Below are 19,473 nucleotides of genomic sequence, written 5' to 3'. Positions count from 1 at the left end.
AAATTATGTCGAAAATTGTAATTCTTGGTGCTGGTATTGCTGGTCATACCGCAGCTACGCATCTTCGTAGGAAATTGGGTAATGAGCACGAAATTTTAGTGGTTTCTCCCAATTCTAATTATCAATGGGTGCCTTCTAATATTTGGGTAGGTGTCGGCAGAATGTCTCCTAATGATGTGAAATTTCCATTAGCTCCACTATATAAAAAACATCATATAGGCTATAAACAAGCAAAGGTAATTTCTTTTCATCCAGAAGGGGATGTAAAAAATGCTAAACCTTATGTAATTGCAGAATATGTTTTTGGAGACAATAAGGGAAAACAAGAAATAATTGATTATGATTTTTTGATTAATGCAACAGGACCGAAACTAGCATTTGACCTAACCGAAGGTTTGAACCCCGGAACTAATAAGTGTTATTCGGTTTGTAGCTATGATCATGCAGAGCATGCTTCTGCTGCATTCACTAATTTAAAATTAAAACTCAAAAAATCTAATGAGAAAATGAAAATTCTTATTGGAACTGGTCATGCAAAAGCTACATGTCAAGGTGCAGCATTTGAATATATTCTGAATGTAGACTCGGAGTTAAGACGTTGTGGCTTAAGAGAAAAAGCAGAAATCACTTGGATTTCTAATGAATATCATCTCGGAGATTTTGGGATGGACGGTATGTTGCTCACTTATGGCGATATGATTATGAAATCGAGCGATATGGTAGAAATGATTTTTGAAGATAGAGAAATAAAGTGGATTTTGGGAGCAGGTGTAAACAAAATTGAAAATGGGATTGCTCATTACGAAAACTTAGATGGAGAATATAAAACAGAAACATTTGATTTTGCAATGTTAATTCCTGCTTTTTCAGGACACGGCTTTAAAGCATATGACAAGCATGGAGCAGATATTACCGAAAAATTATTTCGGGGATTTATGGTAGTAGACGCAGATTATACAACAAAACCTTATGAAGAATGGACGGTGCAAGACTGGCCAGAAACCTATCAAAATCCTAGCTATCCTAATATTTTTGCTCCGGGAATTGCTTTTGCACCACCGCATTCTATTTCTAAACCTAGAAAATCACCAAATGGAACCGAAATTTTTCCAGCGCCACCAAGAACAGGAATGCCATCTGGAATTACTGCCAAATTGGTTGCAGATAATATCATAGAAAGTATCAAGAAAGGTGAAATTATTACACCGCATCGTGGTTCTTTAGGAAATATGGGAGCTGCTTGTGTAGCATCTGCAGGATTTGGATTCACCAAGGGTTCTGCGGTTACCATTACTACTTTTCCTATTGTCCCAGACTATGTAAAATATAAAAATTCTGGCGGTAGAGATTTGAAAAAAACTTTTGGCGAAATTGGTTTAGGAGGTCATTGGGTTAAGTATTCTTTACATTTTGCATTTCTCTGGAAAGCTAAGATGAAACCATTTTGGTTTATGATCCCCGAATAAGTTTTTAATCTTAATTTAAAATAAAAGTTATGGCACAAAGAATATCTGCAAAAATGAAATCTAAAATGCAAAACCCGTTCTATCAATTTTTTAGATTTCTTATTCTTAATATTAAAATACTGCGAGTAGTAGCTCTTGGTCATGGAGGAACAAGAGGAGAGGATAAACATTAAAAAAAATATACAGAAAAGAGCAAATTGGAGCAATCGATTTCATCTATCGTAAGTGTAATTCAAGTAATACTTCTTCTATTAAAACGGGTTTAAATTTGCTCTATAACTTAAAAATAAATAAAATGGAACAGCAAGTACAAGAAACATTCAGCATGCCAAGAATTGGAGAAAAAGCTCCGCAGTTCAAAGCAGTTACAACTCAAGGTGAAATTAATTTCCCTTCTGATTATCAAGGAAAATGGAGTATTCTATTTAGTCACCCTGCTGATTTTACACCGGTGTGTACTTCAGAATTTATGACTTTTGCACATCTTCAGAAGAAATTTAGAAAAGCTAATTGTGAATTGGTTGGCTTATCTGTAGATGGTCTTTACAGTCATATAGCTTGGTTAAGAACCATTAAAGAAAAAATAGAGTTTAATGGAATGAAAGACATTGAAGTTACTTTTCCATTGATTGAAGACATTACAATGGAAGTAGCTAAGAAATATGGTATGATTCAACCAGGGGAAAGCAATACCAAAGCAGTAAGAGCTGTATTTTTTGTTGACCCAAAAGGCATTATTAGAGCAATTATCTATTATCCATTAAGTATCGGTAGAAATTTTGATGAATTGTATCGTGCCCTTATTGCGATGCAGACTACAGATGAATTTGGAGTAGCCACTCCTGCAGATTGGAGACCAGGAGATGACGTGATTGTTCCTACTGCCGGATCTTGTGGTGTTGCAAAAGAAAGGATGGAAGATAAAGAAAATTTAGATTGCAAAGATTGGTTCTTCTGCACAAAAAAATTAGACGAAAAAGAAATCTATAGTAAGCTCATTAAAGACTAACTATTGAACTATATAGTATACTGAACAAGTAGTTGTTATATTAATTGAAAACGATAGATTTTAATAGTCTATCGTTTTGTTTTTTTTCTTTCTAACAAAAGAATTTTCTTAATGTAACATAAGTTACTGCACATGACTTTTATCACCTATATTTTTGCCGAAGAAATAGAGAACGTATATCGAAACTCTCGATTTCAATTATTAAAATAAATTAAAAAAAAGAAAAATTTAAATACAATGAGAAAATTTTTTACGGTAGTTTTTGTTTTTTCGCTCGTGCTGAAAGGCTTTTCACAAGACACCATCAGAATTTCTAGAGCAGAATTAGAACAAAGAATGGTAGACCAAAATCTTCAAGTGAAATTGGCTAATGACGAAGCCAAATTAGCACAAGCAGAACTATTGGGAACGAGAGCAATGTATTTACCCAACGTAAATGCTTCTTACACTTTTTCGAATACCAATAATCCTTTGTATGCTTTCGGTTCTAAATTAAATCAGGAGCGTATTACACAAATGGATTTTGACCCAGCTAAATTAAATGCTCCAGACGCAATTTCTAATTTCGCTACTAAAATTGAGGTGCAACAACCCATCATCAACATGGATGCAGTGTATCTTAAAAAAGCAGGACAAGTAAAATCTGAGGTTTTAAAAATTAAAGCAGAAAGAACCAAAGAATACATTCAGTTTGAGTTCAAAAAAGCATACATGCAACTGCAATTAGCATACAGAATGCTCGAAACACTTGAAAATGCTAAAACCACAACGCTAGCCAATAAAAAAGTAATCGACAATTATTTCAAAAACGGAATGATTCAGAAAACGGAAGTGTTGTACATAGACGTTCGCGTAAAAGAAATTGAAAATCAAATCGCTTATGCAAAATCTAACATAAAAAATGCTTCGGATTACCTTTATTTCTTATTAGACGAAGAGTCTTTCAATAAGGTTTTCAAGCCTACTGAAAAATTAGAATTTCAAAACCAGATTTTAGAAAATACGGCTACACTAAATGTAGAAAGAAAAGATTTACAGGCGTATCAAAAATCTCTAGAAGCGTACGATTATCTTATTAAATCAACCAAAGCCAAGTTTTTGCCAAGATTAAATGCTTTTGGAAGCTTTGAATTATATGATAATAAATTCGCTCAGTTTGGTGCCAATGGTTATTTGGCGGGAGTTCAGTTGTCTTGGAATGTTTTTGATGGATTAAAAGCAAAATCTGAACAGGAAAAATACAAAGCAGAATTGATTAAAGTTCAAACCGAAATCACTCAGTATAATAGACAAAGTCAGTTAGAACTCAATAAAGCAAATCGCCAAGTTCAAGATGCCGAAAATAAAGTAAATCTTACTAAACTAGCGCTGGAACAAAGCAAAGAAGCGTATAGAATTCGTAAAAACAGATATGATCAAGGTTTAGAGAAATCTTCAGACTTATTAATGAGCGAGACCACCATGTCTCAAAAAGATTTGGAATACCAACAAGCTATTTTTGAATACAATGTCGCTTTAGAATACTATAAATTTTTAAAACAATAACAATAAAAATCTACATATGAAAACATATATTTATTCAGCATTATTTTTAGGAAGCGTATTCCTAGCAAGTTGTTCTTCAGACGAAAAAAAATCTGCAGAATTGAATGACAAACCTATCTCGGTTACCGTAAATAAATCTGCGACCAATGCAGTAGGTTCTAATGCCACAGCAAGTGGAAAATTAGTCGCTAAAAATTCTGTAAATGTTTCTACCAGAATGATGGGTTACATTACTGCAATGCGCGCAGAAGTTGGGCAATACGTAAATGCAGGTCAACTTTTAGTAAGCATCAATAGTACAGATATTCAAGCAAAAGGCGGACAAGCTTCTGCTGGTATAGCTCAAGCACAAGCCAATTATAATATTGCGAAAAAAGATTTTGAAAGATTTCAAAATTTATACAAAAATCAATCAGCTTCTCAAAAAGAATTAGATGATATGAGAGCGCGCTACGAAATGGCTCAAGCAGGTTTACAAGCAGCGCAACAAATGAAAAACGAAGTAAACGCTCAGTACAGATATACCAACGTTACGGCGCCTATTTCTGGTACAGTTACCGCGAAATACGCCAGTCAAGGGGATATGGCAAGTCCAGGAATGCCTTTACTAACGATAGAATCTCCAGGAGCTTTGCAAGCCCAGGTTTTGGTTTCTGAACAGAATATTACCCTTTTAAAATCTGGAATGTCGGTAAAAGTAACGTTGAAATCTACCAATAAAGAAGTTTCGGGTACGGTTTCAGAAATCAGCAGATCTTCAGCAAATACAGGTGGACAATACATGGTAAAAATTAATGTTCCTGCTTCTAAAGATTTATTACCAGGAATGTTTGTGAATGTTCAGTTTCCTTTCAAAAATTCTGGAAATGTGAATCAGGATTTCCAAGATGGCGTAATGATTCCTAAATCTGCAATCGTAGAAAACGGACAATTAACAGGAGTTTATACCGTGAGTTCACAAAATACCGCAGTTCTAAGATGGGTGAAAGTGGGTAAAACTTTCGGTGATCAAGTTGAAATTTTATCAGGTCTTAACGCAAATGACCAATATATTATTTCAGCAGAAGGAAAATTGTTTAACGGTGCAAAAGTTAGTTTAAAATAGATGTTAGAAAATAGATGTTAGACTTTAGATAGTTTAATCTAAAATGCGGTTTGCTACTCTAACATCTGAAATCTAACTTCTAACTTCTAAAATAAATATTATGGAAAAAGGATTTGCAGGACGCATCGCCGAGTTTTTTATCAATTCAAAATTAACAATTTTGTTGATGATTGCATTGATGATTATAGGGGTGTACAGTTCCACATTAATACCAAGAGAAGAAGAGCCACAGATTATTGTTCCGATGGCAGACGTAATGGTAGGTTATCCCGGTGCTTCAGCGAAAGAGGTAGAAAGCAGAGTGGTAAAACCATTAGAAAAAATCATCTCAAATATAAAAGGAGTAGAGCACGTTCATTCTATGGCAATGAACGGGCAAGCCATGATTATCGTTCAGTTTTACGTAGGCGAAGATACAGAGCGTTCTTACGTGAAACTCTATGACGAACTCATGAAAAATAAAAATATTTTTCCGAAAGGCGTTTATGAACCGATGGTGAAAACACGTTCTATTGACGATGTTCCGATGCTAGGTTTAACACTTTGGAGCGAAAAATACAACGATTACGAACTTCGTCAGATGACAGAAGAATTGTCTTCGGAAATCAAAAAAATTAAAGACGTTTCTTTAACCAAAGTGATTGGAGGAAGAAACCGCCAGTTAAAAGTAGAATTAGACAAAGATAAAATGTCGGAATTGAGCATTGACGCATTAAACGTAATGCAAATGATTCAAGCCAATAACGGAAGTTCTCAATCAGGTAGTTTTGATGCTAATGACACTGAATATCTATTGACGACAGGACAGTTTTTAAGTTCTGCGGAAGATGTAGAAAATTTGGTGGTAGGAACTTCGCAAAACATGCCTGTTTACTTGAAACAAATTGCAAAAGTAGAAGACGGAGCGCAATCTCCAGCCAATTATGTGAGTTTTGGTTATGGTAATGCAGTAGAAAATGGTAAAAAATTCAAGTCAGAATATCCTGCCGTTACGCTTTCTGTTTCTAAAGTGAAAGGTGCGGATGCGATGAAAATTTCTGAACAGATTTTGGATAAAGTAGAAGATTTAAAGAAAACGTTAATTCCGAATGATGTTCATGTAGAAGTAACCAGAAATTACGGGGAAACTGCTTCTCACAAAGTTTCAGAATTATTGATGCACTTAGGTGTGGCGATTTTAGCAGTTACCGTTCTGGTAATGTTGGCAATGGGTTGGAGAGGCGGATTAGTCGTTTTCTTTTCAGTTCCTTTAACTTTTGCACTGACGCTTTTCAGCTACTATATGCTCGGTTATACTTTGAATAGAATTACGCTTTTCGCTCTAGTTTTTGTGGTGGGAATTGTGGTAGACGACAGTATTATTATTGCAGAAAACATGCACCGACACTTCCACATGAAGAAATTGCCATTCAAACAAGCTGCGATTTATGCCATAAATGAAGTTGGAAACCCTACGATTTTGGCAACGTTCACCGTAATTGCCGCCATTTTACCAATGGCTTTCGTAAGCGGAATGATGGGACCTTATATGTCTCCAATGCCAATTGGTGCTTCTATTGCGATGATGCTTTCATTATTTGTTGCGTTAACGGTTACCCCTTATTTAGGTTATCATTTATTGAAAGTAAAAGATAACGAAGAGCATAAGGAAGAACAGGGAATGGAAACCAGCAAAATCTATAAAATTTACAAAAAAATAGAACAACCATTCTTAGACAGCGGCAAAAAACGTTGGACGATGATGGGAATTACCGTAGTGTTGTTATTGATTTCTATGTTGGCTTTCGCTACAAAATGGGTGGCAGTAAAAATGCTTCCTTTTGACAATAAAAATGAAATCCAAGTGGTGATTGATATGCCAGAAGGAACGACTTTGGAAAGAACGGCATCAGTTTCACAGGAAATTGCGCAGTACCTGAAAACGGTTCCAGAAGTAGTAAATTATCAGTCTTATGTAGGTTCATCTGCACCGATTACCTTTAATGGTCTAGTTCGTCATTATGATATGCGTGGACAAAGCAATACCGCTGATATTCAGGTGAATTTATTGCACAAAGAAGACAGAGATAATCAAAGCCATGATGTAGCAAAAAATATTCGTCCAGAAATTCAGAAAATTGCGAAAAAATACAATGCCAATGTAAAAATCGTAGAAGTACCACCTGGTCCGCCAGTTTTATCAACCATTGTGGCAGAAATTTATGGCCCAGATTACGATGAGCAAATTAAAGTAGCCAACCAAGTTCAAAATATCCTGAACAATACAGATGATGTGGTAGATGTAGATTGGATGGTAGAAGCGCCTCAAACAGAGTTTAAATTGGTTGCTGATAAAGAAAAAGCAATGTTGAACGGTGTTGCTCCAGCACAAATTGTAGGAAATCTTACGTATTTGATGGGGGAACATCCGATTGGAAATCTGTATGATGAAAAATCGAACGATGCAGTAGACATTGTCCTGAAATTGAATGATGCGGATAAAACATCAATTACAGACATTACTGATTTGAAAATTAAAGGACAAATGGGAAATATGGTTCCTGTAAGTGATTTGGTTAAAGTTCAGCGCGAAGAATTACAGAAAACCATTTACAGAAAAGACCAAAAAAGGGTAGTGTACGTATTGGCAGATATGGCAGGAGGTTTAGAAAGTCCAGCGTACGCAATTCTAGGAATGGAAGAAAAATTGAAAAAAATGCAACTTCCAAAAGGATATTCTATTAATGAACTGTACATGAATCAACCAAGCAATGAAGATGATTACACGGTGAAATGGGACGGAGAATGGCAAATTACGTTAGAAGTATTCCGAGATTTAGGAGCTGCTTTTGCCGTGGTTATCATCATTATCTACATGCTGATTGTAGGTTGGTTCCAAAACTTTAAAACACCAATGGTCATGATGGTTGCGATTCCGCTTTCTTTGATTGGTATTGTTCTCGGACACTGGTTGTTAGGAGCGTTCTTTACCGCAACTTCATTCATCGGGATGATTGCTTTAGCGGGAGTCATGGTAAGAAACTCAGTATTGCTCATTGACTTTATAGAAATTCGACTCAATGAAGGAATTCCGATGAAACAAGCGATTATAGAAGCAGGAGCGGTAAGAACTACACCAATTTTATTAACTACGGGTGCAGTAGTTATAGGAGCGGTAATCATCTTATTCGACCCTATTTTCCAAGGATTAGCCATTTCATTGGTTTTTGGAGCGATTGTTTCTACTTTATTAACACTGATTGTCATTCCGTTGATTTATTACATGACAGAAAAGAAAAAATGGGAGAAAATACACGCAGATGAAAAAAGTGAATATGGTGAGATTTCTTCAGAGGATAACCTATAAAAAAATGTATTCAATATGAAACTTTTAATGATTACAGCGATTAGAGAATTTGAGAAAAATGTAAAAGACATTCTCAATCATTCTGGAGTAAAATCTTTTTCATACCATTATGTAAAAGGTTACAAAAATGAAAGCGACGGCAGTTCAGAAAACTGGTTCGGAGCTTCACACACTGAGATAGATTCTGTATTATTTGCCGTTTTTATCGACGAGAATTTTACTGAAGAAGTGTATAGAAAAGTGGAGTTTTTCAATGGAAAACAAAAATCCCTTTCTAAAATTCACGTGGCTACAATGAATATAGAAAAATCAATATAACAATAAAAATATGAAGACAAGAGTAATCCACGGGTTCGCAGGAACCATGATATTAACAAGTTTGTTACTGGGAATTTTTGTACACCAAAATTGGTTTTGGTTAACAGGTTTCGTAGGTGCTAATTTGTTTCAAAACGCTTTTACCAACTGGTGTTTGTTAAGTACCATTTTAGAAAAATTGGGCTTAAAAGACGAAAAAGACACTTGTTGTAACTAAAAAATTTTCAATTGTGTTTTTAGGCTTCACTTGTATTTTACAAATGGGGCCTTTTTTTTATTACATTTGTTAAAATTAACATCATGGATTTCAGCATACAACCCATTTTAGAAACGCACAAAGTAAGACTGGTTCCGCTTCAGGAATCAGATTTCGAAAGATTGTATCAAGTCGCTTCAGACCCTTTGGTTTGGGAACAACACCCGAATAAAAACCGTTTTCAAAAAGATATTTTTAGAAATTTTTTTGATGGAGCCATGATTTCCGAAGGCGCTTTTATCATCATCGATAAAATAAGCAATGAAGTGGCGGGAAGTACCAGATTTTACAGTTATGACGAAGATGAAAACTCTATTTTCATAGGCTATACATTTTATGGTAGGAAATTTTGGGGTGGTCAGTTGAATCCTATCGTTAAAAAAATGATGCTAGACTACATTTTCCAATATGTAGATTTGGTAAAGTTTCATGTAGGCGCAGAAAATTGGCGTTCCCGAAAAGCCATGGAAAAATTAGGAGCCGAATTCAAAGGAGAAGTAATGGTAGCCTATCATGGCGAACCTACCAAACAAAATGTAGAATATTGGATTAAAAAAGAAAACTGGAAATAATTACATACAGCCTTTCAAAGCATTGGCTCCCCAAATAATAGCAATCAAAGAAAGCGTTCCTTTGACTGAGAAAAATAAGATGCCTAGCCAACCGTATTTTTTAAGAAGGGTTTTCCATTTTGGAGTCTTTTTTTCTTCCATAAATATATTTTTTAATTTATAATATTGAATTTAAGAGCCTATCTAGATTTTATTATTTTAAATTTTGTAAACTCTGAAATATTCAATTTAAAAATGTTTTTTATATTGTATTTCTCGCAGATTTTGCAGATTAAGCCGATATTCTTTGAATATCTAAATCTGCTAAATCCGTCTAATCAGCGAGATAATTGATTCTAAATTTTTATAAATCTTAATGGCTTAAAATTGGTTCTAATTTGATGAAGATTTTAAAAATCTTCGTTGATATGTTTGTCTCTAAATCCTAAAAAGTATAAAACCCCGTCTAAACCTATTGATGAGATTGATTGTCTGGCATTTTCTTTAACCTTTGGTTTGGCGTGAAAAGCAATTCCTAATCCTGCAATGTTCAGCATCGGTAAATCATTGGCGCCGTCTCCTACAGCAATTACTTGATCCAATTCTATATTTTCTACTTGAGCCAAAAATTTCAAAAGTTCTGCTTTTCTGTTTCCGTCTACAATGTCTCCCAAATGTTTTCCCGTAAGTTTTCCGTCTTTTATTTCGAGTTCGTTGGCATATAAATAATCTACCCCAAAACGTTTTTTAAGATATTTCCCGAAAAAGGTAAATCCACCCGATAGAATGGCGATTTTATAGCCGCATTTCTTTAAAATATGCATCAGTCGGTCTGCACCATCCATAATTGGAAGGTTTTCTGCAATTTCTTGCAATACAGATTCGTCTAAGCCTTCCAAAAGAGAAACACGTTTTTTAAAACTTTCGCTAAAATCTATTTCACCACGCATGGCTGCTTCGGTGATGGCTCTTACTTCTTCGCCAGCTCCAGCTCTTTCTGCCAATTCATCAATAACCTCTGTTTTGATTAAAGTAGAATCCATATCGAAACAGATTAATCGTCTGTTTCTGCGGTAAATATTATCTTTTTGGAAAGAAATATCAATGTCTAATGCGCCACTTAAAGTCACAAATTTTTCGTGAATCAAATTCACATTTTGAGGAGTTCCACGCACCGAAAATTCTATACAAGACCTATTTTGACTATCGTCTTCAGAATCGAGTGGAATTCTTCCCGTCAATCTTTTAATGGTATCGATGTTGAGACCTTGTTCTGCAATAACTTTGGTGACATGAGCTAATTGGTTGGCTTCTATTTTTTGACCAAGAACCGTAATTACGTAGCTTTCTTTACCTTGCCTAGAAACCCATTGATCATAGTCTGCTCTTTCTATGGGCGTAAATTTCGCTTGTACACCAAGTTCGTATGATTTAAAAAGCAAGTCTTTCAAAATATTGCCTTGCATTTGTGGGTCTAATCGGAACAAAATGCCTAAAGATAAAGATTGATGAATGTTTGCCTGACCAATATCGAGAATTGTTGCATTGTGTTTACTTAAAATTTCAGTGAGCGATGAGGTTACCCCGGGTTTATCTTCACCCGTAATACTCATTAATACAATTTCATGTTTGGTCATAGCAATTCTTTGCCCAAAAATACACAATTTCTGCAAAATTCCCTTTCTATACCATTCATTTTCTTTTCTGAAATTTTTAATATAATAGATATTTTATCTTTCAAATTCTTTTATTGTAAAAAATAAATTTATCTGACGTTTAATTTTGAAAAATATTTAACAAAATGCGATTTTTTTTATTGATTCTTTAAAATTTGATATATTTACCGAAATTCAAATTCAACATAATGTCAAAGAAAAATAAAGATTTCGGGATTGAAAAAGTTTTAAAAAATTTAGGAATTAAAGCAGAGAATAAAGGTACTTCTACCGGCGGAAAATGGTTTGCCACAGGAAAAGTAATCGAAAGTTACTCACCAGTAGATGGAAATTTAATTGCTAAAGTCACCGCTTCTTCTAAAAAAGACTACGAAAAAGTAATCGCAGAAGCAGAAAAAGCGTTCAAAGAATTCAGATTGATGCCAGCTCCAAAACGTGGAGAAATCGTGAGACAGTTTGGCGATAAACTCAGAAAACATAAAGAAGATTTAGGAAAACTCGTTTCTTATGAAATGGGAAAATCACTGCAGGAAGGGTTGGGCGAAGTTCAAGAAATGATAGATATCTGCGATTTTGCAGTAGGTTTATCTCGTCAGTTACATGGTTTAACCATGCATTCAGAACGTCCAGGTCACAGAATGTACGAACAATATCATCCTCTAGGAATAGTAGGAATTATTTCTGCTTTTAATTTTCCAGTGGCGGTTTGGTCTTGGAATACAGCGTTAGCTTGGATTTGTGGAGATGTTTGCGTTTGGAAACCTTCAGAAAAAACTCCATTGTGCGGTATTGCTTGTCAAAACATCATCACAGAAGTGCTTCAAGAGAATAATCTTCCTTTAGGAATTTCAAATTTAGTTATCGGTGACTCTGAAATTGGGGATTTAATGGCAAAAGATACCAGAGTTCCTCTAGTTTCGGCAACAGGTTCTACCAGAATGGGAAAAATTGTTGCCCAAAATGTTGCAGCGAGATTAGGAAAATCTCTACTAGAATTAGGCGGTAACAATGCGATTATCGTAACACCAGATGCAGACATTAAAATGACAGTAATTGGTGCGGTTTTCGGAGCGGTAGGAACTGCGGGTCAACGTTGTACTTCCACCAGAAGACTCATCATTCACGAAAGCATTTATGATAAAGTAAAAGATGCGATTGTAGCAGCTTACGGACAATTAAAAATAGGAAATCCTCTTGATCAGAATAATCACGTAGGTCCATTGATCGATACAGATGCAGTGAAAATGTACGAAGAGGCTTTGAAAAAAGTGAAAAAAGAAGGTGGTAAACTGATTGTAGAAGGTGGCGTTTTAAAAGGAAAAGGTTACGAAAGCGGTTGCTATGTAAAACCAGCCATTGCAGAAGCAGAAAACCACTTTGAAATTGTACAGCACGAAACTTTTGCACCGATTTTATATCTGTTAAAATATTCAGGAGACGTAGAAAATGCCATTGAAATTCAAAATGGAGTAGCGCAAGGTTTATCTTCTGCGATTATGACAAATAATCTTAGAGAAGCCGAAAAATTCCTTTCTCACGCAGGTTCAGATTGTGGAATTGCCAATGTAAACATTGGAACTTCTGGTGCTGAAATTGGTGGCGCTTTCGGTGGCGAAAAAGAAACAGGAGGCGGTAGAGAATCAGGTTCAGACGCTTGGAAAGTCTATATGAGAAGACAAACCAATACCATCAATTACACCACAAACCTACCTTTAGCACAAGGAATTAAGTTTGATTTGTAAAATGCTAGATGTAAAATGCAGGATGCAGGAAGTTTTACCATTTGTCATTCTGAATGAAACGAAGTGAAATGAAGAATCTATTTTTAATATTATCATTTTTTCTAGTTTTTTCTTGTGAAAAGAAGGAAAAGGAGAAAGTCAATAATAACGATTTAATTAAAAAAGAAAATTCAAAAATTTTCTACCCAAAAGATTTGATTGAACTTGAACTTAATGATTCTTTAAACTGGGCTGCTCAATTTAAAGAACTTCAGAAAGCTTTTTTAGAAAATGATAAAACTAAAATTAAAACTTTTATTAAGAATCCAATAATTTCAGAATACAATAGTATTTGGCATTTGTTAGAGATTGATGTTACGAAAAATGACAATACTGAAGTTCCATTTACTAATAAGGACTTCGAAAAGTATCATCATTTGATTTTTAGTCCAATTTTTTTGGAATTATTTCAAAAAATAGATTTCAATGAGTTTTACGTCAAAAGCAATTATGAAACAAAATTTATTCAAAAAGGAAAAGAAAGATATAAAATGATTTGTTCTAAAGTAGAAGATATTTACATTTTGAATTTGTATTCAGAAGCTGAATACGAAGAAGGAATGGGAAATATGGAATTTTCAGTTATCTATGAATTTAAAATAATCAATGAAAAATTGAAATTGATTGATATTCAACTTGCAGGATAAAATCATCAAATCAACAAATTAACATATTATCACATTAATCATATGAACAAAACAATTGAATTAAGCCACGAAGTTGCAGTCAACAAAGTAAAAGCAACATTAGGAAAACATATTTTAGCAGATGGTTTTGATTTCGTAATGGATTACGAAAAATCTCACGGCTCTTGGATTCATGACCGTTTAACAGGAACAGAATTTTTAGATATGTTTTCTATGTTCGGTTCTGCTTCTGTGGGTTATAATCATCCCTATATTGTGGGGAAATCTGCTTGGTTAGGCAAAATGGCGGTGTACAAACCTACCATGTCTGATGTGTATTTGCAGGAATATGCAGATTTTGTAGAAACCTTTAGCAGAGTTGCGATTCCAGAAGAATTACCGTATTGTTTCTTTGTAGAAGGAGGAGCTTTAGCGGTAGAAAACGCTTTGAAAACAGCTTTCGACTGGAAAACCAGAAAAAATTGGCTCAAAGGAAGCAAAACAGAGGGTTCTGTTGCGATTCACTTTAAACAAGCTTTCCACGGAAGAAGTGGGTATACACTAAGTTTAACCAATACCAACGACCCAAGAAAATATCAATATTTTCCGTTGTTTGATTGGCCAAGAATCATCAATCCGAAATTGTATTTCCCAATCACCGAAGAAAATTTACAGGAAACCATCAAGAATGAACAATTGGCTTTAGTTCAGATTGAAGAAGCGATTTTATCAAATCAAGATAAGGCAGCTTGTATCATCATCGAAACCATTCAAGCAGAAGGTGGAGACAATCATTTCCGTGATGAATTTTTAGTGGAATTAAGAAGAATCTGCGACGAAAACGAAATGTTGCTCATTTTTGATGAGGTGCAAACAGGAATCGGAATTACAGGTAAAATGTGGGCGTTCCAAAATTACAGCGTAGTTCCAGACGTGATTTCTTTCGGGAAAAAAGCACAAGTTTGTGGTATTTTGGCAAGCAAAACCAAGCTAGATGAAGTAGAACACCACGTTTTTGCTGAAAGTTCTAGAATCAACTCTACTTTCGGAGGAAATTTCATCGATATGCTAAGATTCCAATTGGTTTTAGAAATTATTGAAAAAGAAAATCTTCTGGAAAATGTACAGAAACAAGGCGAATTTTTATTGGAAGGTTTACAAAAACTTCAAGAGAAGTTCCCACACCTGATTTCTAATGCAAGAGGAAGAGGATTAATGTGTGCTTTTGATTTACCAGATGGAAAAGCAAGAGCCGATTTCCAAGAAAGACTCTTCGAAGAACATGTAATAGTGCTCATTTGTGGCGAAAAATCGATCAGATTCCGTCCACATTTGAATGTAACTCAAGAAGACTTGCAATTTGCTTTGGATAAAATAGAAAAAATAGCTTCCAACTACTAAAACTTTTAACATTTACTATGCTTCTCACAATCGTTCAATTTTTAAAAATTGGGCGATTTTTTTTTTGACCTCTTTTCATTTCAAAAAATATTCCTATTTTTAAAAAATCTAAAAATAGTTCATTATTATTGATATGAAGAAAGTATTGAGTCTCTTTTCTTGCATTCTTTTCAGTTGGATGCAAGCACAATTAGGGTATTGGCAAAATGATACCACTACCAAAGATCAAAGCATTTATGCAATTAAAAACATCACCTTGTATCAGGATTACAAAACAGTGATTACAGATGCTGTTTTAGTGATTCAGAATGGCAAAGTGGTAGAATCTGGTAAAGTAGCAATCCCGAAAAATGCAGTGGTGATTGATGGAAAAGGAAAGTTTGTCTATCCTTCATTTATTGATTTGTATACCAATATTGGCGTAGAAAAATCTGAAGCGAAACAAGCAGATTCTAGAAGCATCTACCTTCCGAACACCGCTTCTGCAGCGGCGTACAATGATGCTGTAAAAGCCTATTCTAGAGCAGTTGACCAATTTACCAATCAAGGAAAAGACTACGAAGAATACTTAAATCAAGGTTTCGGAACGGTGTTAAGTTTCAACCAAGATGGAATCGTGAGAGGTTCTGCGGTATTATACAATTTAGGAAACGGAAAACCTGCAGAAAAAATCATCAAAGAAGATGCTGCGCTCATGCTTTCTTTTGACAAAGGCAGTTCTAGACAGTCTTATCCTACTTCTTTGGCAGGTTCTATTGCCTTGTTGAGACAGTTTTATTTAGATGCAGACTGGTATGAAAAAGGAGGAAGTGCAATAGAGAAAAATCTAAACTTAGAAGCATTTAATCAATATAAAAAATTACCAACCATCATCGAAACTACCGAAAAATGGGACGTTTTAAGAGCGGATAAAATTGGGGACGAAGCCTTACAACAATTCGTTTTTATGGGTTCTGGAAATGAATACCAAAGAGCCAAAGAAATGAAATCTACAGGCGGTTTCTTCCTATTGCCATTAGAATATCCGAAACCGTATCAGATTAATGATGCTTTAGATGTGGAAAATGCCAATGTTGCAGAATTAAAGCATTGGGAATTAGCGCCTTATAATGCAACGTTTCTTCAAAAAGAAAATGTAGATTTTGCCTTCACGATGAATAAGTTGAAAGACAAATCTTCATTCTTAGGAAAAATAAGAGAGCTCTATAAAAATGGATTGTCTAAAGAAGCGATTTTAAAATCTTTGACCGAAAATCCTGCAAAAATTGTAAAATCTGAAGCAAATTTGGGGAATTTAAGAAAAGGAAGTTATGCCAATTTCTTATTATTTACAGAGGATTTATTCAGTAAAGATGCCGTTTTACAGGAAAATTGGGTAGCAGGTAAAAATTTCGTAGTCAATAAATTGTTAGACCAAGATATTAGAGGAGTGTATCAACTTACGATAAACAATCAGAACTATGATTTAAAAATTGCAGGCTCTCTTCTGAAGCCAGAAGCTAAAGTAAGTCAGGACAAAAAAGACGGAAAAGCAAAGCTAAACGTAAGCGACTATAAAATGGCTCTGGAATTGGTTTTACCAAAAGATTCTGTTCAGAATTATAGAATTCTTTATCCAGTAGCAGACTATAAAAATACCAATGGTTTTGCCCTGAACAAACAAGGTAACAAAGTGCCTTACAGCATCACCTTTGTAAAAAATAATGAAGTAGAAACCAAAAAAGAAGAAGAAAAGCCAAAAGAAATCGGTAAAATTTGGTATCCTTTTGCAGCTTTTGGAAGCGAAAATGTGCCGACTCAAAAAGACTATATCATTAGAAATGCTACGGTTTGGACCAATACCGCTAAAGGAATTGTGAAAAATTATGATGTCAAAATTTCTAAAGGAAAAATCGTAGAAGTAGGCACTCAATTAAGCAAAGGAAACGCTGAAGAAATTGATGGGACCAACTTACACTTAACCAACGGAATCATAGATGAACACACGCATATCGGACTTTCTAGAGGTGTAAATGAAGCGGGAAGCAATTCTTCTGCGGAGGTAAGAATGAGCGACGTCATCAATCCTGATGATGTGAATTTCTACAGACAGATTGTAGGCGGTGTTACCACAGCGCAACAATTACACGGTTCTGCAAATCCAATTGGCGGACAATCTTCCATTGTGAAATTTGCTTGGGGCGAAAATGCCGAAAATATGAAGTTCCCAAATGCACCTCAGTTCATCAAATTTGCTTTGGGAGAAAACGTAAAACAGTCGAATTGGGGCAATAATCCTAATCGTTTTCCTCAGTCGAGAGGTGGAGTAGAACAGGCATTTGACTTTTGGTTCACCAGAGCTTTAGAATACGAAAAAGAAAAACTGACCAATAAAAATTACAGAAAGGATTTAAGACTAGAAACGCATTTAGAAATTTTAAAATCTAAACGCTACATCACGTGTCACTCTTATGTGCAAAGCGAAATCAACATGTTTATGAAAATTGCAGAGAAATTTAATTTCAAAGTAAACACATTCACGCACATCTTAGAAGGGTACAAAGTGGCAGACAAGATGAAAATTCACGGAGCAAATGCTTCTACATTCTCAGATTGGTGGGGTTACAAAGAAGAAGTGAGAGAAGCGATTCCTTACAATGCTGCGATTTTGTTAAAATCTGGAGTCAATACCGCCATCAATTCAGATGATGCCGAAATGGCTAGAAGACTCAATCAGGAAGCTGGTAAATTGGTAAAATACGGAAACATTTCTCAAGAAGAAGCTTGGAAAACCGTAACGCTGAACCCTGCCAAAATGCTGAAACTAGACCATAAATTAGGAATGATAGAAGTAGGTAAAGATGCTGATTTGGTATTGTGGACAGACAATCCATTGAGTATTTATGCCACAGTAAACAAAACTTTTGTAGACGGAAAACTCATTTTTGATGCACAAAAACAAGCCGAAAAAGATGAAATGGTGAAGAACGAGAAAAACAGAATTATTCAAAAAATGCTCTTCTCTGATGATGCCAAAAAAGGAAATACCCAATCGGTAAAAAAAGAGCAAAAGAAATTGTACCACTGTGACACTTTAGAAGAAGATTTTCATCAACACTAAAAATTAAATTTCATGAAAAAAATATTTTTCACTTTATATATTTTGGTTTCAGCAATGGTTTTGGCACAAAGACCAAATCCTGCACCTGCACAAAAAAATCCAATTGCCATTACCAATGCCACGATTCATACCGCTACAGGAACGGTTTTAAATAATGCTTCTATCGTTTTTGAAAACGGAAAAATCACCCAGATTAATGGAAGCATTCCGAGCAATGCAGAAGTCATCAATGCCCAAAATAAACACGTTTATCCGGGTTTTATTTTGGTGAATAATACGTTAGGTTTGGTTGAAATTTCCGCAACCAATGCTACTGTAGATTACAGAGAAGCCAATGATATTTCGCCAGAAGTACGTTCGTTAATCTCTTTCAATACAGATTCTCACGTGATTCCTGTAATCAGAAGCAATGGCGTTTTATTAACTCAGCCTGTTTTAAAACATGGGACATTGTCTTGTACTTCTTCCATCATGCAATTAGACGCTTGGAACTGGGAAGATGCGGTGGTAGCTACGGATAATGTTTTGCATCTTTCTTGGCCTGAAATTTTTAGAATTGACGACGAAAAAAGAAACAAAGAATTCCAGACCAGAAGAACCGAAAAAATTAAAGAACTCACTTCTCTGTTTCAGAGAGCACAGCAATATGACAATCAGCAAGTGAAAGATTATAAACTGAATGCTATAAAACCAGTATTTGAAAATAGAAAGCTGTTTGTAGAAGTAGCAGGAGCGAATGAAACGTTGGAGGTCATCGCTTGGGCGAATAAATTAAACCTTAAAAATGTAGTACTCATCGGCGAAAGCAATTTGGTAGGGGTTTTAGATGATATTAAAAAGAGCAATTTCCCACTCATCATCAAGAGAGTTCACAGTTTGCCGGTAAACAGTTCAGATTCTCCTAGATTGCCTTACGAATTTGCTAAATTGGTTCAAGATAAAGGCATTCTCTATGGGTTAGATTACAGCGGAGATATGGAATATCAGAACTCTAGAAATCTTCCGTTTTTGGCAGGAACTACAGTTGCCTATGGTGTAGAAAAAGAAAAAGCGCTACAAAGCATCACCATTAACCTAGCCAAAATGTTGGGAATTGATAAAAACTACGGAACTTTAGAAGTAGGAAAAAGCGCTACACTCTTCATTTCTGAGGGCGATGCACTGGATCAATTGACCAATAATGTGACTGAAGCCTTCATAGAGGGAAGAAAAATTAATCTAGACAATCAGCAGAAAGAACTTTACAAAACATATCAAGAGAAGTATCGATTAAATCAGTAATTTTTATAAATT

The 19,473-nt window shown here is 35.0% G+C and carries 16 protein-coding genes; 14 read left to right on the top strand and 2 right to left on the bottom strand.

Annotated features, from left to right (window positions below):
• Positions 1-5: 5 nt before the first annotated feature.
• The 9 genes from QO190_RS06570 to QO190_RS06530 all read left to right on the top strand — a co-directional run bounded on the left by QO190_RS06570 (position 6) and on the right by QO190_RS06530 (position 9,617).
• Positions 6-1,466, top strand: coding sequence for an NAD(P)/FAD-dependent oxidoreductase (locus tag QO190_RS06570; protein ID WP_371461615.1), 1,461 nt, complete (start codon positions 6-8; stop codon positions 1,464-1,466).
• Between the two features lie 29 nt (positions 1,467-1,495).
• Positions 1,496-1,639, top strand: coding sequence for a hypothetical protein (locus QO190_RS06565; RefSeq protein ID WP_213195801.1), 144 nt, complete (start codon positions 1,496-1,498; stop codon positions 1,637-1,639).
• 122 nt (positions 1,640-1,761) lie between these two features.
• Entirely contained in the window at positions 1,762-2,475 is a 714-nt protein-coding gene (locus QO190_RS06560; protein ID WP_371461613.1) for a peroxiredoxin, read from the top strand.
• 237 nt (positions 2,476-2,712) lie between these two features.
• Entirely contained in the window at positions 2,713-4,020 is a 1,308-nt protein-coding gene (locus QO190_RS06555) for a TolC family protein (protein WP_371461612.1), read from the top strand.
• A 16-nt stretch (positions 4,021-4,036) separates the two neighbouring features.
• The gene (locus QO190_RS06550; protein WP_371461611.1) at positions 4,037-5,125 is read left to right on the top strand and encodes an efflux RND transporter periplasmic adaptor subunit; all 1,089 of its coding nucleotides are present in this window, start codon (positions 4,037-4,039) and stop codon (positions 5,123-5,125) included.
• Between the two features lie 100 nt (positions 5,126-5,225).
• Entirely contained in the window at positions 5,226-8,471 is a 3,246-nt protein-coding gene (locus tag QO190_RS06545) for an efflux RND transporter permease subunit (protein WP_371461609.1), read from the top strand.
• 15 nt (positions 8,472-8,486) lie between these two features.
• Positions 8,487-8,789 carry a hypothetical protein gene (locus QO190_RS06540; protein ID WP_104792538.1) on the top strand — a complete coding sequence of 101 codons (303 nt, stop codon included), beginning with the start codon at positions 8,487-8,489 and terminating at the stop codon, positions 8,787-8,789.
• Between the two features lie 10 nt (positions 8,790-8,799).
• Entirely contained in the window at positions 8,800-9,006 is a 207-nt protein-coding gene (locus QO190_RS06535; protein WP_069796528.1) for a DUF2892 domain-containing protein, read from the top strand.
• Between the two features lie 83 nt (positions 9,007-9,089).
• On the top strand, positions 9,090-9,617 hold the full coding sequence (locus tag QO190_RS06530) for a GNAT family N-acetyltransferase (protein WP_371461608.1): 528 nt from the start codon (positions 9,090-9,092) through the stop codon (positions 9,615-9,617).
• On the opposite strand, the gene QO190_RS06525 is transcribed toward QO190_RS06530, so the two are convergent.
• Both QO190_RS06525 and serB read right to left on the bottom strand, forming a co-directional pair.
• Positions 9,618-9,758, bottom strand: coding sequence for a hypothetical protein (locus QO190_RS06525; RefSeq protein ID WP_164467601.1), 141 nt, complete (start codon positions 9,756-9,758; stop codon positions 9,618-9,620).
• Between the two features lie 248 nt (positions 9,759-10,006).
• On the bottom strand, positions 10,007-11,233 hold the full coding sequence (gene serB, locus QO190_RS06520) for a phosphoserine phosphatase SerB (protein ID WP_371461607.1): 1,227 nt from the start codon (positions 11,231-11,233) through the stop codon (positions 10,007-10,009).
• A 227-nt stretch (positions 11,234-11,460) separates the two neighbouring features.
• Here serB and QO190_RS06515 point away from each other — a divergent pair, with 227 nt between their 5' ends.
• The 5 genes from QO190_RS06515 (at position 11,461) to QO190_RS06495 (ending at position 19,461) form a co-directional block, all read left to right on the top strand.
• Entirely contained in the window at positions 11,461-13,014 is a 1,554-nt protein-coding gene (locus QO190_RS06515; protein WP_371461606.1) for an aldehyde dehydrogenase family protein, read from the top strand.
• A gap of 68 nt (positions 13,015-13,082) precedes the next feature.
• Complete coding sequence (locus QO190_RS06510; protein WP_371461605.1) at positions 13,083-13,700, top strand: hypothetical protein; 618 nt, start codon at positions 13,083-13,085, stop codon at positions 13,698-13,700.
• A 42-nt stretch (positions 13,701-13,742) separates the two neighbouring features.
• Complete coding sequence (gene lat, locus QO190_RS06505) at positions 13,743-15,080, top strand: L-lysine 6-transaminase (RefSeq protein ID WP_371461603.1); 1,338 nt, start codon at positions 13,743-13,745, stop codon at positions 15,078-15,080.
• Positions 15,081-15,258: 178 nt separating this feature from the next.
• The gene (locus QO190_RS06500) at positions 15,259-18,180 is read left to right on the top strand and encodes an amidohydrolase family protein (protein WP_371481282.1); all 2,922 of its coding nucleotides are present in this window, start codon (positions 15,259-15,261) and stop codon (positions 18,178-18,180) included.
• Positions 18,181-18,192: 12 nt separating this feature from the next.
• Positions 18,193-19,461: an amidohydrolase family protein gene (locus QO190_RS06495; RefSeq protein ID WP_371461600.1), complete on the top strand. Its 1,269-nt coding sequence runs from the start codon at positions 18,193-18,195 to the stop codon at positions 19,459-19,461.
• Positions 19,462-19,473 lie beyond the last annotated feature (12 nt).

Source organism: Cloacibacterium sp. Arc13, from assembly GCF_041431305.1.
In the GTDB taxonomy this organism is placed as follows: Bacteria; Bacteroidota; Bacteroidia; order Flavobacteriales; family Weeksellaceae; genus Cloacibacterium; species Cloacibacterium caeni_B.
This window is presented reverse-complemented; position numbering and strand designations above follow the sequence as displayed.

Bases quoted from the DNA above. Each gene is read 5' to 3' on its own strand.
- QO190_RS06570 (WP_371461615.1), top strand. From the start codon at position 6: ATGTCGAAAATTGTAATTCTTGGTGCTGGTATTGCTGGTCATACCGCA.
- QO190_RS06565 (WP_213195801.1), top strand. From the start codon at position 1,496: ATGGCACAAAGAATATCTGCAAAAATGAAATCTAAAATGCAAAACCCG.
- QO190_RS06560 (WP_371461613.1), top strand. From the start codon at position 1,762: ATGGAACAGCAAGTACAAGAAACATTCAGCATGCCAAGAATTGGAGAA.
- QO190_RS06555 (WP_371461612.1), top strand. From the start codon at position 2,713: ATGAGAAAATTTTTTACGGTAGTTTTTGTTTTTTCGCTCGTGCTGAAA.
- QO190_RS06550 (WP_371461611.1), top strand. From the start codon at position 4,037: ATGAAAACATATATTTATTCAGCATTATTTTTAGGAAGCGTATTCCTA.
- QO190_RS06545 (WP_371461609.1), top strand. From the start codon at position 5,226: ATGGAAAAAGGATTTGCAGGACGCATCGCCGAGTTTTTTATCAATTCA.
- QO190_RS06540 (WP_104792538.1), top strand. From the start codon at position 8,487: ATGAAACTTTTAATGATTACAGCGATTAGAGAATTTGAGAAAAATGTA.
- QO190_RS06535 (WP_069796528.1), top strand. From the start codon at position 8,800: ATGAAGACAAGAGTAATCCACGGGTTCGCAGGAACCATGATATTAACA.
- QO190_RS06530 (WP_371461608.1), top strand. From the start codon at position 9,090: ATGGATTTCAGCATACAACCCATTTTAGAAACGCACAAAGTAAGACTG.
- QO190_RS06525 (WP_164467601.1), bottom strand. From the start codon at position 9,758: ATGGAAGAAAAAAAGACTCCAAAATGGAAAACCCTTCTTAAAAAATAC.
- serB (WP_371461607.1), bottom strand. From the start codon at position 11,233: ATGACCAAACATGAAATTGTATTAATGAGTATTACGGGTGAAGATAAA.
- QO190_RS06515 (WP_371461606.1), top strand. From the start codon at position 11,461: ATGTCAAAGAAAAATAAAGATTTCGGGATTGAAAAAGTTTTAAAAAAT.
- QO190_RS06510 (WP_371461605.1), top strand. From the start codon at position 13,083: ATGAAGAATCTATTTTTAATATTATCATTTTTTCTAGTTTTTTCTTGT.
- lat (WP_371461603.1), top strand. From the start codon at position 13,743: ATGAACAAAACAATTGAATTAAGCCACGAAGTTGCAGTCAACAAAGTA.
- QO190_RS06500 (WP_371481282.1), top strand. From the start codon at position 15,259: ATGCAAGCACAATTAGGGTATTGGCAAAATGATACCACTACCAAAGAT.
- QO190_RS06495 (WP_371461600.1), top strand. From the start codon at position 18,193: ATGAAAAAAATATTTTTCACTTTATATATTTTGGTTTCAGCAATGGTT.